This window comes from Blautia sp. AF14-40, assembly GCF_003479665.1.
Lineage (GTDB): Bacteria > Bacillota > Clostridia > Lachnospirales > Lachnospiraceae > Fusicatenibacter > Fusicatenibacter saccharivorans.
Genome location: NZ_QUHK01000009.1, coordinates 86776 through 101746, shown reverse-complemented (window position 1 = coordinate 101746; position 14971 = coordinate 86776). Strand labels below are relative to the sequence as shown.

General features: G+C 46.2%; 12 protein-coding genes. 9 read left to right on the top strand and 3 right to left on the bottom strand.

Going from position 1 to position 14971, the window contains the following annotated elements:
• The first annotated feature begins 212 nt into the window (after window positions 1–212).
• The 3 genes from DWW13_RS08895 to DWW13_RS08885 all read left to right on the top strand — a co-directional run bounded on the left by DWW13_RS08895 (window position 213) and on the right by DWW13_RS08885 (window position 4029).
• Window positions 213–1895, top strand: a complete 1683-nt coding sequence (locus DWW13_RS08895; RefSeq protein ID WP_118719900.1) for a phospho-sugar mutase — start codon at window positions 213–215, stop codon at window positions 1893–1895.
• A 122-nt stretch (window positions 1896–2017) separates the two neighbouring features.
• Complete coding sequence (locus DWW13_RS08890; RefSeq protein WP_118719898.1) at window positions 2018–2578, top strand: RNA polymerase sigma factor; 561 nt, start codon at window positions 2018–2020, stop codon at window positions 2576–2578.
• Window positions 2575–4029: a serpin family protein gene (locus DWW13_RS08885; RefSeq protein WP_118719896.1), complete on the top strand. Its 1455-nt coding sequence runs from the start codon at window positions 2575–2577 to the stop codon at window positions 4027–4029. Before DWW13_RS08890 ends, DWW13_RS08885 begins: the two co-directional genes overlap by 4 nt.
• A gap of 53 nt (window positions 4030–4082) precedes the next feature.
• Here the strand turns inward: DWW13_RS08885 and DWW13_RS08880 are convergent, their stop codons facing one another.
• Complete coding sequence (locus tag DWW13_RS08880; protein WP_055218940.1) at window positions 4083–4676, bottom strand: DUF1349 domain-containing protein; 594 nt, start codon at window positions 4674–4676, stop codon at window positions 4083–4085.
• 64 nt (window positions 4677–4740) lie between these two features.
• Window positions 4741–5919: an MFS transporter gene (locus tag DWW13_RS08875; RefSeq protein ID WP_118719894.1), complete on the bottom strand. Its 1179-nt coding sequence runs from the start codon at window positions 5917–5919 to the stop codon at window positions 4741–4743.
• A 207-nt stretch (window positions 5920–6126) separates the two neighbouring features.
• Here DWW13_RS08875 and DWW13_RS08870 point away from each other — a divergent pair, with 207 nt between their 5' ends.
• Window positions 6127–7053 carry an AraC family transcriptional regulator gene (locus tag DWW13_RS08870; RefSeq protein ID WP_118719892.1) on the top strand — a complete coding sequence of 309 codons (927 nt, stop codon included), beginning with the start codon at window positions 6127–6129 and terminating at the stop codon, window positions 7051–7053.
• A gap of 85 nt (window positions 7054–7138) precedes the next feature.
• On the opposite strand, the gene DWW13_RS08865 is transcribed toward DWW13_RS08870, so the two are convergent.
• Window positions 7139–7834: a hypothetical protein gene (locus DWW13_RS08865; protein ID WP_118719890.1), complete on the bottom strand. Its 696-nt coding sequence runs from the start codon at window positions 7832–7834 to the stop codon at window positions 7139–7141.
• A gap of 201 nt (window positions 7835–8035) precedes the next feature.
• Here DWW13_RS08865 and DWW13_RS08860 point away from each other — a divergent pair, with 201 nt between their 5' ends.
• The 5 genes from DWW13_RS08860 to DWW13_RS08840 all read left to right on the top strand — a co-directional run bounded on the left by DWW13_RS08860 (window position 8036) and on the right by DWW13_RS08840 (window position 14947).
• On the top strand, window positions 8036–8509 hold the full coding sequence (locus DWW13_RS08860; protein WP_118719888.1) for a MarR family winged helix-turn-helix transcriptional regulator: 474 nt from the start codon (window positions 8036–8038) through the stop codon (window positions 8507–8509).
• Window positions 8502–10823 carry an ABC transporter ATP-binding protein gene (locus tag DWW13_RS08855; protein WP_118719886.1) on the top strand — a complete coding sequence of 774 codons (2322 nt, stop codon included), beginning with the start codon at window positions 8502–8504 and terminating at the stop codon, window positions 10821–10823. Before DWW13_RS08860 ends, DWW13_RS08855 begins: the two co-directional genes overlap by 8 nt.
• Window positions 10816–12669, top strand: coding sequence for an ABC transporter ATP-binding protein (locus tag DWW13_RS08850; protein WP_118719884.1), 1854 nt, complete (start codon window positions 10816–10818; stop codon window positions 12667–12669). Before DWW13_RS08855 ends, DWW13_RS08850 begins: the two co-directional genes overlap by 8 nt.
• A 248-nt stretch (window positions 12670–12917) precedes the next feature.
• Window positions 12918–13634, top strand: a complete 717-nt coding sequence (locus DWW13_RS08845) for a LytR/AlgR family response regulator transcription factor (RefSeq protein WP_118660557.1) — start codon at window positions 12918–12920, stop codon at window positions 13632–13634.
• A complete protein-coding gene (locus DWW13_RS08840; RefSeq protein WP_118719882.1) occupies window positions 13631–14947 on the top strand; it encodes a sensor histidine kinase in 1317 nt (438 codons plus the stop codon). The genes DWW13_RS08845 and DWW13_RS08840 overlap by 4 nt, the downstream gene beginning before the upstream one ends.
• Window positions 14948–14971 lie beyond the last annotated feature (24 nt).

The following is a 14971-nucleotide window of genomic DNA, read 5'->3' as shown; positions in this document are numbered from 1 at the left end:
GCGCTACATGGGGACATAAGAGTGAGACATAAAAGAAAGGTAACTATTCAGAACCCCATCTCGATTCCGCTTGCGCTGCATCTCGATGTTGCTTCTCGCCATATGAAATTCCAGAAAACCGCGCATTCATGCAAGCGTGATTCACGATTTTCTTCTCTTTCGCATGGATCTGAATGGTTACAAATAAAGAATAGAACAGGAGAAAAAAAGATATGTATCTGGAAGAGTATAAGAGATGGCTGGCAGCTGATCTGGAAGACGCAGATCTGAACCCGGAGCTGGCACGGATTGAAGGAAACGATGAGGAGATCAAGGACCGTTTTGCTGTATCTCTGAAATTCGGAACCGCAGGACTTCGTGGTGTACTTGGCGCAGGAACAAACCGTATGAATATCTATGTAGTGCGTCAGGCAACACAGGGTCTTGCAAACTGGGTAAAAACACAGGGCGGAAACCAGACCGTAGCCATCAGCTATGACAGTCGTATCAAGAGCGATGTATTCGCAAAAACCGCAGCAGGCGTTCTGGCAGCAAACGGAATCAAAGTCAGAATTTACGACGCACTGATGCCGGTACCGGCGCTTTCCTTTGCAACCCGTTATTATAACTGCAACGCAGGCATCATGGTAACGGCATCTCACAACCCGGCAAAATACAACGGCTACAAAGCTTACGGACCGGACGGATGCCAGATGACCGATGATGCTGCAGCAATCGTATATGCAGAGATTCAGAAGACCGACATCCTGACCGGCGTAAAATATATGTCGTTTGCAGAAGGCGTGGAAGAGGGACTGATCCGTTTCGTCGGCGATGACTGCAAAAATGCACTGTACGAAGCCATCGAATCCCGTCAGGTTCGTCCAGGTCTGTGCAAAACAGCTGGACTGAAACTCGTTTACAGCCCGCTGAACGGATCTGGTCTTGTACCGGTTACCCGTGTATTAAAAGACATCGGCATCACTGATATCACCATCGTCCCGGAGCAGGAGTATCCGAACGGATACTTCACCACCTGCAGCTATCCGAACCCGGAAATCTTTGCTGCACTGGAAAAAGGCCTGGATCTTGCAAAAGAGACTGGCGCAGACCTGATGCTGGCAACCGACCCGGATGCAGACCGCGTTGGTATCGCCATGAAATGCCCGGATGGAAGCTATGAGCTGGTAACCGGAAACGAAGTCGGCGTTCTGCTTCTCGACTACATCTGCGCAGGCCGCATCGAGAAAGGCACCATGCCGGAGAAACCAGTTGCTGTAAAATCCATCGTGTCCACACCGCTGGCAGATGCAGTTGCAGAGCACTACGGCGTAGAGCTCCGCAGCGTTCTGACCGGATTCAAATGGATCGGCGATCAGATTGCAAACCTTGAGGCAGACGGCGAAGTAGACCGCTTCATCTTCGGATTCGAGGAGAGCTACGGATACCTGGCCGGCCCGTATGTAAGAGATAAAGACGCAGTCATCGGCTCCATGCTGATCTGCGAGATGGCAGCTTACTACAGAAGCATCGGAAGCTCCCTGAAACAGAGACTGGAAGAGATCTATGCCGAGTATGGCCGCTACCTGAACAAAGTAGACAGTTTCGAGTTCCCGGGACTTAGCGGAATGGACAAAATGGCCGGCATCATGGATGGCCTCAGAAAACAGCCGCTGACCGAGATCGCAGGTTCCGCTGTTGTCAAAGTAACCGATTACGAGAAACCGGAAGAAACCGGACTCCCATCCGCAAACGTTCTGATTTACAAACTGGCAAACGGTGAAACCGTCATCGTTCGCCCGTCCGGAACAGAGCCGAAAATCAAAGTATATTACACAACACTTGGTAAGGATCTGGCAGAGGCAGAAGCAGAGAAAGAAAAACTCGCAGAGGCTTTGAAACCGATTCTGGCATAAAGAAAATAAAAGAATGGAAGGGCGTGGCTTTGGTCACGCCCTTTTTTGAACTGAAATTTCTTTTGAAAAGTGTAAGATTTTCTGCAAAATGGCGTGATGATAGATGAAAGGGGGATTTCCATATGGAGGATACTCATATTGTCCAAATGTACTGGGACAGGAACGAAACAGCGATCAGCGAGTCTGCGATGAAATATGGTACATACTGTACGTCCATTGCACAGAATATTCTGCGGAATCCGGCGGATGCAGAAGAATGTGTCAACGACACCTGGCTTCACGCGTGGAACGCTATGCCGCCGCACCGGCCGTCTCTGTTATCCACATTTCTTGGAAAAATAACGAGAAATCTTTCGTTTGATCTGTATAGAAAAATGCATCGCAAAAAACGCGGAGAAAGTCAGATGGATGCGGTATTGGACGAGCTGGAAGAATGTGTTTCGGGAAAAGATGATATCGAGAGGCAGTGGGAGATGAAAGAACTGATCGCGGAGATCAATCAGTTTCTGCAGAAGCTGCCGGAGGAGAAACGATGCATGTTTGTCCTGCGGTACTGGTATGTAGACAGTATCGGTGAAATCGCGGAGCGGCTGGGAAGAAGTGAAAATTATATTTCAGTTTCATTAAACCGGATCCGTGGAAAATTGCATATACACTTGACGGAAAGGGGGTTCGAATTATGAAGAAAGAAGAATTGTTTGAAGTGCTGGGAAATCTGGAGCCTGGTATGGTGGAAAAAGCACGGAGTGATCGCCACCCGCGGAGAGGCGTATGGAAAAAATGGACGGCCGCCGCAGCCTGTGCGGTGATCATCGGCGGAGCTGTGCTGGGGGTTGCGGCATGGAGAAACGGTCGGGAGGGTTCTGCAGTCCGTTATCCGTCGGGGGTAACGACGGTTCTGGCGGCTTATCCGGCATCTGTGGAGCGGACAATGGATGCACAGAAATTCATGGAAAGCGATGCACACTGGGACTGGTGGGATTCGTACCGGGAGTTGACAGCAAAATCAGCAGAACTGCAGTCGGGAATGGATGCATATTATCAGAACCTGATGAAACAAATGCTGGTTTCAGAAGATGAAAATACCGTCTGCTCGCCGATCAATCTGTATATCGCGTTTGCGATGCTGGCGGAAACTTCGGATGGAAATACGCGGCAGCAGATTCTGGATATGCTTGGTGCGCAGGACATGGACACCTTACGGGAAAATGTTTCTTCACTCTGGGAAAGCAATTATGCAGACACGCCCGCGCTGAACAGTGTGTTGGCAAATTCGCTGTGGCTGGATGGTGAGGAAACATACAATGACACAACGCTGCAGCGGCTGGCGGAGCAGTACTATGCATCGACATTCAGAGGAACGCCAGGATCAAAAGAAATGGATCAGGCATTGCAGACCTGGACGGATAATAATACCGGCGGGCTTTTGAAGGAATATACGAAAGACATGGCGATCGCACCGGATACCGTGTTTGAGCTTGTATCTACCATCTATTATAAGGCGATGTGGAGGGAAAATTTCTGGGAAGTGAATACAGAGAAGGAAACGTTCCACGGAACTGCGGGAGACACCGATGTGGATATGATGAAAAAAACGGAACGGATGGATGTCTACCAGGGAGAACAATTTACGGCAATCGGTCTTAGCCTTCAGGACAGCGGCTCTATGTATTTCCTGCTTCCGGATGAAAATGCAGATGTAAGTGAACTGGTATCATCGCCGGATCTGATGAAGGTTATACGGCGGGATGAAAGCAGTGATAACTGGTATTCCCCTATGGTGAATCTGTCTGTTCCTAAATTTAAAGTATCGGAGAAAACAGACCTGATCGAAACGGTGCGTGCACTTGGTGTAACGGATGCACTGGATGCGGATCTGGCGGATTTCAGTCCATTAACAGAGAACAGGAATGGCTTATACCTGAGCAAAGCAGACCACGCCGCCATGCTCGAAATTGATGAAAACGGAGTAACCGGAGCAGCCTATACAGAACTTGGCGTTTCAGAAACCGCAGCAGAAATCCCGGACGACGAAATCGATTTCGTACTGGATCGTCCATTCCTGTTTCTTGTTACGGGGCAGGACGGATCGCTGTTGTTCTCGGGAGTTGTAAGAAATATCGACGGGAAGTGAAAAAAGGAGTCGGACTGTCCGACTCCTTTTAAAATAGAAGAACTCAGGGTATTTCATTCTCCGAAGCGGATATTCTTTACTGTTTTCTTCTCAATATGCAAATCTTCATAAATCCGGTTGCCACCATTTCCCTGCGGCGCCTGGGCAAGAAGCCCTACTTTTACGGTCTTTTTACCGGAAAGATTAAAAAATCTTGTCATAAAATAATGAATGCCGTCTTCAGAATAATGGAAAGCAAAGGAATTTTTCACTCTGCAAATTTTCAGCCATGCGGTATTTCCGGAAATATTACTTCCGTTGGCATCGTCAGAATAACCTTGTTTCGTCACAACGCTGACAGCGGCATGAGTTCCGAAATCGGTTTTTTCAAAGCAGCTTTTTGCCCAGTTGTCCAGATCTTCCATGACCATAAGAGAAGAAGAGTCATAGATGTCTTTGAAGTCATGAGAAACTTTGACAGTCAGAACAAAATCGCCTTCGATTTCCGTATAATAATAGGGTGCATTGTGCAGTGATTCCGGCGTAATGCCTTCTTCCGAAACAGTGCCGTTGTTGCAGAAGAAATCTGTCCCAGCCGGTGCAAAGATGACAAGCTTGCCTTCTTCCTCTCTTTTTAATTCGCTTTCATTTAACCAGGAAAAATCCATCATCCTATCTCCTTTCTAAGAAGTGTGTCTGAGACACGTTACAGTATCTCTTCGGTGCTTATTTTTACTCTGCGTTCCTTTGTCGGAGCAGAAAAACAGACAAAATCAGTACAGCAGGGAAAATGCAGCCGGCCAGCATACCTGCCTTCAGATCGTCGCCGGTGTTTTGTGTGACAAATCCAATAACAAATGGGCCAATGGAACCGCCCATATCTCCGGCCATGGCGAGAAGTGCAAACAGTGCAGTTCCGCCGAGTGGAATTTTAGAGGATGAAATACTGATGGTTCCCGGCCACATAATTCCTACAGAGAAACCACACATAACGCAGCCTATAAGATTTAAAAGAGGATATGGTGCGAGAGCTGCAGCCAGATAACAGATCAGGCAAAGTGTACCGGATGCGATCATAAATTTTGTTAAGTCAATTTTTTCCCCGTATTTACCATAGAAGGTTCTGCTGATGCCCATCATCACAGCAAACAGGCACGGTCCTGCAATGTCTCCAATGCTTTTTGAGAGACCTAATGCAGACTCGGCATAAGCGGAAGCCCATTGCGCCATCGAAATCTCGCTTGCTCCGGCGCAGACCATAAGAACAAGGGAAATCCAGAAAATGGGAAGACGGCACAGCTGACGAATGGTAAGTCCTTCTTCGCTTCCGGTGAGTGATTCAATCGGGCAGGAAAGAAAATTAAACGTATTGTACAGTGGAAGTACAGCCCAGATACATGCGAGGATCGGCCAGCGTTCCATACCAAAAACTGCCAAAAAAGCAGTGGAGAGTAAGATGACGCCTACAGACCCCCAGCAGTAAAAGGAATGAAGCAGACTCATAACGCTGTCCTTATTGTCAAACGGACAAGCCTCTACGATTGGGCTGACAAGAACCTCAATCAGTCCGCTTCCGGCGGCATAGATCATGGCACTGAGCAAAATTCCTGCATAGGCATTTGGCAGAATATTGGGCAGAAAGGCAAGTCCAATCAGGCCGCAGGCGGAAAGAATCTCAGAAGCAACGACACACCTGCGATAACCGATTTTATCGACATATCTGGCACAGAACAAATCGACAAGAAGTTGTGTGAAAAAGAATACTGTCGAGATAAACGCAATTTTTCCAAGAGAAATATGGTAAGTTCTGTGAAAGGTAAGAAATAGTAAAGGTGCAAAATTTGCAGAAATTGCCTGCGTGATAAATCCAAGATAACAGGCAATTAAGGTTTTGTGGTAGTTCTTTTTCATAATGATATACTCCGTTTTTTAAAATGGCAGAACTGCTGCGGCCGTAGTGTTCGTTTCGTTGCCGTTCACCGTGTTCCATGGAGCAACAACGATTCTTTTTGTATAATAACGTAAAATAGTGTCGCTTTCACTGGAATATATCGTCTGTTTATTGTATAATATCGTAAAATAGAGAGGGGCGTGCCTGAAAAACGGAGGCGGGGAAAGATGGAATTTAATACATTTTATAACAAGATCCAAACGGATGAAACCATGATGGAAACGATACAGCATGGAAACAGTGAATATCCGTTTCAATTGTATTACGACGATCTTGCGTTGTTTGATTTTCATTGTGTAGAATGGCACTGGCATGTGGAGTTTGAGTTTGTTTTTGTACAGGAGGGAACAGCAACCTTCTGGGTTGGCGAAAAGCAGTTTTCACTGGGACAGGGAACGGGCATTTTTATTAACTCAAAGATTTTGCATCGCTATTTTTCTGAAGGCCATGCGATTGTGCCAAATTTCGTTCTGAAACCGACATTTCTCGCTCCGGCAGACAGCCTGATTTACAAAAAATACATTGCACCGATACAGGCGTGTAAGGTGGACTGCATTGTCTTTTGCAGGGAAATAAAATGGCAGGCAGAAGCACTGGAGCTCATGCAGAAAATTCTCAAAGCGCAGGAATCAAACAAAGACCGGGAACTGGTTACTTTATTTCTGACGCAGGAATTGTGGCACTTGCTTTATTTGCACATGGATTCGGAAGTGCTGCAGAAAAAAAGAGAAAATACGGCATCCTCACAGGGAAGAACACAGCTGATGATGCAATATATTCATCAAAATTTCCGACAGAATCTTACATTGGAGGATATCGCCGGGCAGGCTATGGTGAGCAAAAGTACGGCATTGAATCTGTTCCGAAGATATCTTCACGATACGCCGGTGCATTATCTGGTGAAGTATCGTCTGCAGGAGGCTGCAAAACTTCTGGCCACGACGGAGAAAAAGATAACTGTAATTTCCGGCGAGACGGGATTTGAAAATATGGATTATTTTTGCAAGACATTTAAGAAATATTATGGGAGGACACCGACGGAATATCGAAGAAAAAAACAAATGGATACGGATGACAGAGAAGGGATCGTTTAAGATGTAGTGTAAGAGGAAACGGAAAAATTACATTCTGAAAAAGGAGCGGAATCCGGTGTGGGTTCTGCTCCTTTTTAAATGGAAATTATGGAATATACTTATTCGGCACGGCAAAAAACTCTTCTACATATTGCTCCAGTGCCGCAAGCAGCTCTTCAAGCGGAAAGACCTTCAGATCCTGCGCGGCTTCCGGCGGGACGGAGAGGAAGTGATGAAGGAGGTCAAGTACCTGTTGGACGTTCTCATACGGAATTTCTGTGATTCCAGGGTTCGTGACGTTGGGATTGAGATCGAGCGGGATGCAATAGCGGTTGACAAGATATGTATTCATTCGTGTATAATCCCCATAATAATACTCCTCCGTGAGATATCTGGAAAAAGGAATGGATGTCCGCGATTTTTTGATATAAACCGTTGCAATCTCATCTCTCATATCTGTAATTTCCCCATCCGCATTATAAAATTCCACAATCTGCGGAATGAAATCCTTAAAAAATTTCCGGTCAATATAAAGATGAAAATAATATCCCAGTGCGCTCGAATCTGGCAGAAGTGAACGGTATTTCGCTGTAAACCGTGTAAGATCCGGGAATACCATCATTTTTTCGCGGTAAAGCGGATCGCGGAAATGGGAGGATTCTTTCTGCTGCGTCGCATCCGGCAGAAGATTTCCGATTAGAAAATCATTTACCGATGAAATCGGATATGGAAAATCCGGGTGGGACGGGAGGTGCTTTAACAGCATTTGGGCTGCGGTGAGATGTAAAATAAAACCTGGCATGGGAATGAAGATGTCCTTTCGTATTTGCTTCTAATCTAAACAAAATGGCAGCGTTTGTCAAATTCTATTTGAGTAGCGTAAATTCTAAAAAAAACATAAACACCGGCAAATTTCTTGACATGGAAATTTGCCGGTGTTATTATTTAACATGCGTAAATAAATAACACTGTTAAGTATTTGCACAAAAAGGAGGGGGATAATATGAAAGATGCATTTGAAAAACTGTTTCGTGCGGTGCACCAGTTTAAAAAACTGAACGTATCAGACCTGATTCCGGGACTCAGCAGTTCCGAATTCTCCGTTATGGGTGCGATTTTGCAAATGGGAGAAAACGGAAAAATTACAAGCTCAGAGCTGGCAGCAAAGACCAAAACGCTTCCGCCGGCTGTGTCGCGCACACTGCGCGGACTGGAAGAAAAAGGATATGTAGAGCGGAGCGTTGACAAAAAAGACCGCAGAAATACGTATATCAGTCTGACAGAGAAGGGCTGGAAAAAGGGGGAAGAGGTACGGGACAGAATGCAGGATTTTGGCTGCTCTGTGATGTCACAGTTAAAGGAAGAGGATGTAGATCAGCTGGTTGCTTATCTGGATCGTATCTATGAGATTGCAGAAAAAGAAATTGAAACCCGAAAACGATGTACGAGAAAGACAGAAAGGGGAAAAAATGAGTAAGATTTTCAAGAATATGCTCCCGTACTGGAAATCGATTCTTGTGATTCTTATGCTTTTGTTTGTCCAGGCGTGGTGCGACCTGTCGCTCCCGTCGTACACATCTGATATCATCGATGTGGGCATTCAGAACAGCGGTGTTGAGCACGTTACGCCAAAAAGGATCACAGAGGAAGAATTTCAGACAGCAAAGTTCATCATGACGGATGATGAGGCAGACTTGTGGGAAAGCCTTTATACGAAAAAGGACGGCTATTACGAACGGAACAAAGCTTCCGAAAAAGAACTAGATACAGCGGATGAAACGCTGACCGTTGCACTGCTGATGAATTACCAGATGGGTGCGATGGAGGAGGATGCCTTTAAACAACTCATGGCACAGCAGACCGGTCAGGATGCGTCGGTGTTTGAAAACATGACGATTGAGCAGATCGGCGAGATGATGCATGTGGAGCTGAAGAACTTCCAGCAGGAAAAAGAGGATGACGATGGAAACAAAGTCGAAGTCACCTGTGTGGATGTCCGTCCAATCTTTGCAGCGATGATCGAGAGCGGACAGATGGATAAAGACACCGTGCTCTCGATGCGCGACAGCATGGAAAAAACGCTTGATACGATGGGAAGCTCCCTGGTAAAATCGATGGGCATTGCGTATGCAGTTTCCGCAGACAAAGCGGCGGGTCTCGATGTAGACCAGATTCAGAAAACGTACCTTCTGACTGCAGGCCTCAAGATGGTCGGCATGGCACTCCTGATGGGTGTGGTAACTGTTCTCGTCGGACTGTTTGCCTCCCGCGTCGGCGCCGGAATCGGCCGCGATCTGCGCGAAAAAGTATTCAAACGGGTTGTCGGATTCTCCAATGCGGAGATGGATCAGTTCTCCACCGCATCGCTGATTACCCGAAGCACGAACGATATCCAGCAGATCCAGATGGTCTCCGTCATGGTGCTGCGAATGGTTGCCTACGCTCCGATCCTTGGCATCGGCGGTGTGCTGAAAGTCATGAAAACGGGAGCCGGTATGGAATGGATCATTGTTCTTGCGATCATCGTCATTCTCGGATACGTGATGCTGCTTGTCTCCCTTGCGATGCCGAAATTCAAGCTGATGCAGAAACTGGTTGACAACATCAACCTCGTATCGCGTGAAATCCTGACCGGACTCTCTGTCATCCGTGCGTTCGGAAGAGAGGACAAAGAGGAAGAGCGCTTCAACGGTGCGAATAAGGAACTGACCAAAACAACCCTGTTCACCAACCGCGTCATGACCTTTATGATGCCTGGTATGATGATGATTATGAACGTGCTGACCGTCGGAATCGTATGGTTCGGTGCACATAAAATCGATGCCGGCACGATGCAGGTCGGTGCAATGACTGCATTTATTACCTACGCCATGATGATCGTCATGTCTTTCCTGATGCTGACAATGATGTCAATCATGCTGCCGCGTGCCGCTGTTGCCGCCGGCCGTATCGATGAAGTCATTCAGACAGAATCCTCCATTCAGGATGTCAAAAATCCGGAGCAGCTGGAGGTTCATAACGGAGTTGTCCGCTTCGATCACGTCAACTTCCGTTATCCGGGCGCCGAGGAGGATGTGCTGCATGACATCGACTTTGTTGCCGAGCCTGGCAAGACGACGGCGATCATCGGAAGCACCGGCTGCGGTAAATCGACGCTGGTCAACCTGATCCCACGTCTCTATGATGTGACGGGCGGAAAGATTACGCTCGACGGAAAAGATATTCGAAACATTACGATGAAGGATCTGCGCGATGAGATCGGTTTCGTGCCGCAGAAAGGTGTGCTGTTCTCGGGAACGATCGCATCCAACCTGCGCTTCGGAAAAGACGATGCGACGGATGCGGAGATCGAAAAGGCAGCCGCAATTGCGCAGGCAACCGAGTTTATCGAGGCAAAAGATGACAAATACGAAACCGCGATTGCACAGGGCGGAACGAACGTATCCGGCGGACAGAAACAGCGTCTGGCGATTGCGCGTGCGATTGCAAAAGACCCGAAAATCTTTATTTTCGACGACAGTTTTTCTGCACTTGACCTGAAAACGGATGCGGCGCTTCGAAAAGCACTGGCGGAGAATGTCAAAGACAGCGCCGTGATCATCGTGGCACAGCGGATCAGCACGATTCTCCATGCGGAGCAGATTCTGGTGCTCGATGACGGAAAAGTAGTCGGAAAAGGTACGCATGAGGAACTGCTGAGAAGCTGCGAGGTTTACCAGGAGATTGCGAAATCCCAGCTGTCAGAGAAAGAGCTTGGACTGAAGGAAAGTGAGGTGGCTGACCATGAGTAATGAAATGAACCAGCAGCCGCGCAAAAGAGGACCGATGGGACGGATGGGCCGCGGCATGCAGCCGGGCGAGAAGCCGAAAGATCTGAAAAAATCGATCAAACAGCTCGCCCAGTACATCGGAAAATATAAAATTGCGATTTTTATTGTTATGATCTGTGCCGCATGCTCAACGGTGTTCAATGTTGCCGGACCAAAGATTCTCGGAAAAGCTACGACCGCACTGTCCGAGGGACTGATGGAAAAGATCCGGGGCACAGGAAGCATTGATTTTGCAAGAATCGGAACGATTCTGCTGTTTGTACTTGGCCTGTATCTGATGAGCGCCCTGTTCAGCTTCATCCAGGGATGGATCATGACGGGCGTGACGCAGAAGGTGTGCTATCAGCTTCGAAAAGAGATTTCGGAGAAGATCAACCGTATGCCGATGAAATATTTTGAGAGCCGCACGTACGGTGAAGTGCTCTCACGCATCACAAATGATGTCGATACGCTTGGCCAGGGACTGAACCAGAGTATCACGACGATCATCACCTCGTTGGCAACGCTCATCGGTGTTCTGATCATGATGCTGAGTATCTCCCCATTGATGACGCTGATCGCGCTTGTGATCCTGCCGATTTCAATGGGACTCATCGGACTCGTGACAAAGAAATCACAGAAATTCTTCCGTGCCCAGCAGGAATATTTAGGCCACATCAACGGTCAGGTTGAGGAGGTTTACGGCGGCCATCTCGTCATCAAGGCATTTAACCGCGAGAAGGATACGATCGAAGAGTTTGAAAAAACCAACAATATTCTTTACGATTCCGCATGGAAATCCCAGTTTTTATCCGGTATGATGCAGCCGATTATGATGTTTGTCGGAAATTTAGGCTACGCCTGCGTGGCATTGACCGGCGGACTTCTGGCGATCAAAAACGTGATCACGATCGGTGATATCCAGGCATTTATCCAGTATGTGAAAAACTTTACCCAGCCGATTCAGCAGATTGCGCAGGTTATCAACATGGTACAGTCGATGTCGGCGGCATCCGAGCGTGTCTTTGAATTCCTGAACGAGGAAGAGGAAGACCAGATTGTCGAGAATCCGGCAGCAATCGAGACTGTGACAGGAGAAGTCACCTTCGACCACGTACATTTCGGCTACAACCCGGAGCAGATCATCATCAACGATTTCAGCGCCAAAGTAAAACCGGGCCAGAAAACCGCGATCGTCGGCCCGACCGGAGCCGGAAAGACGACGATGGTCAAACTGCTGATGCGCTTCTACGATGTCAACAGCGGAGCCATTCTGCTGAACGACCACAACATCAAAGACTTCAACCGCAGAGAGCTGCGCGATGCCTTCGGTATGGTCCTGCAGGATACGTGGCTGTTCAAGGGAACCATCATGGAAAACATCCGCTACGGCCGGCTCGATGCGACAGATGAAGAAGTCATCGCAGCAGCAAAAGCCGCAAGGGCCCACCACTTCATCCAGACCCTGCCGGGCGGCTATCAGATGGAACTGAATGAAGATGCCAGCAATGTGTCGCAGGGACAGAAACAGCTGCTGACGATTGCACGCGCAATCCTTGCTGACAACAAGATTCTGATCCTCGACGAGGCAACCTCATCCGTCGACACCAGAACCGAAATCGAGATCCAGAAGGCCATGGATAACCTGATGAAGGGCAGAACAAGCTTCGTCATCGCCCACCGGCTGTCCACGATTCGTGATGCGGATCTGATTCTCGTCATGAAAGACGGAGACATCATCGAGCAGGGAAATCACGAAGAACTGCTCGCGGCAAACGGGTTCTATGCAAATCTTTACAATTCGCAGTTCGAGGATATAGTTGCGTAACAGCCTTTGCGGGCGATATAAATTTATTGTAACAACACCTGAGTTGGCAAAACGGTTCAGGTGTTGTTTTTTTTCTCGAGGGAAAATCTCGTTACATTTTCCCGTCAGGCAAAAAAGCTCTCAGAGCAGAATGATCTGATGTTTGTCCCAGATCATGCATGTTATCCCAAGTTACTTGAGAGAAAACAAAAAATTTGGTATGCTGTTGAGAAGTAGAATCTTCGATAAGAAGAGTATGGGGGAAAATAATGAATTTAATTTTATGCGATGATGATAAAGCATTTTTAGATAAACTGGAAATCAGAATTCGAGGTTTATGTCAGAAACATAAGATTGCAGTGGAAATGGAGTGCTACGTATCTGCGAAGGAGATGCTGGAAGGAATCAAAAATCTTGATGAGATTTCTGTTTTTTTTATTGATATCGATATGCCGGAAGTGAATGGATTTGAGGTTGCATCGTATCTGAAAAAGTGGAACAGGGAATGTTGCATTGTGTTTGTATCGAATAAGGATGATCTGGTGTTTCAGTCATTGGTGTATCATCCATTCTTTTTTATCCGCAAGGCACATCTGGATGAGGAACTGGAGCCGCAGCTGCTGGAACTGCAGAAAAAGGCAGGAAAGAAAGTTCCCCAAATAGAACTGCAGACAGGGCGTCAGAGTGTAAAACTTGCATTGCGTGATATCTGGTTTGTGGAGAGCGAGAAGAACTATCTGCTTTTTTATCGGGAAAAAGATACGAGGGATGAGGCGATTCGCGTAAGGATGAAAATGTCAGAAGCGGAGAAAAAACTAGAAGCGCATAAATTTGTAAGGACCCATAAAGGATATTTGGTTAACATGAACTATGTATATCGGTTGCGCGAAAAAGAACTTCTGCTATTGAACGGGAAAAGCATTCCTGTCAGCAGAAATTATCTGAATCAGGTTCGAATGAAAATTATGGGAGTGGTGATGGAATGAGTGCAGCATTTTGGAAGGTCTTTGAACTTGCAATTTCTGTTTGGGAAAACATACTTTTGTTGGAATTCTGCATGGATTTTATGCAGCAGAAACCCAGAGGGAAAAAAGGTAAAGTTTTGTGGGGAATTGCAGTGCTATTTGGGCTAATCTTTCCTGCGTTGGAAAAGTATCCTGCGTTATATGACAGGTGGGAAATGTGGATCACATTGATTTGGCTTTTTGTCTATTTGATGGTGGGTACACAGGGAAGTGTTCTGAGAAAGGTTACTGCAGCGGTAGTTGCGAGAGCAGTATTGATGATGGTAAACACAGCGATCCTTTTCGGCGGCAGTTTTATCCTTCAAGAAAGTGTTGCATCGTTTATTCAAGATCAGGATACAGTAAGAATTGCGCTCGTGCTATTATCAAAAATTTCTTATTTTTTTGTTGGTAAATTACTAAATAGTCTTTTGTTTGAACGAGAGAATCTGATAAGCTGGCAATGGATTGTCATGGGATGCAACCTTGTTTTCTCAATTATTGCGGGAGATACTATGATTTTGGTAGTAAGAGATCTGCCAAGTGTGCAGATGCAGGAACAGAAATGGATTTTGCTGTGCGTATGCTGTATCTGGCTGATGTGCCTGATTATGTACTTTATAGTACAGCAAATGAGCAAGGATAATCAAACAAAGCTAGAATATGAACTGATGAAAGAAAAAGAGAAATATTCAAAGGAAAGTATGGAAATTATTAAGAGAAGTAATGAAGAATTACGAGAATTTAAACATGATTTGAAAAATTATCTTTTACCTCTGCAAGAGGCAATGGAGACCATGCCGCAGTCGGAAATGGTAAAGGTATGGGAAAAAATTAATCAGAAAATTGAAGATGTGCAGACACTGATTCAGACCGGAAACAGTTATGTGGATTCTATGATTAATACAAAAATTACTCTTGCGAGAAGTGAAAAAGTAGATGTGAAATGTACGATTCTGAGCAAAATGGAAGGAATTGATGATTTGGAGTTTTGCACTGTGTTTGGAAATCTCATGGATAATGCGATTGAAGCAGAGCGGAAAGTTACAGGGAAGAAAGAAATTATAATTTTTGTAGAGGAAAAAATGGGATATCTTCGGTTGGAGATTCAAAATAAAATAGAGAAATCTGTTTTAAATGAAAATTCAAGTTTGAATACGACGAAGAAAGATACAAGCAGCCATGGGATTGGGCACAAAAGTGTAAAACGGACGATGGAAAAGGTAGGTGGCGCGTTAAAGTATTATGAGACAGGAGATTTGTTTTGCGCAGAGGCAGTGTTTCCGATAAAATAAGATAAAACGTAATAAAAAAGACTT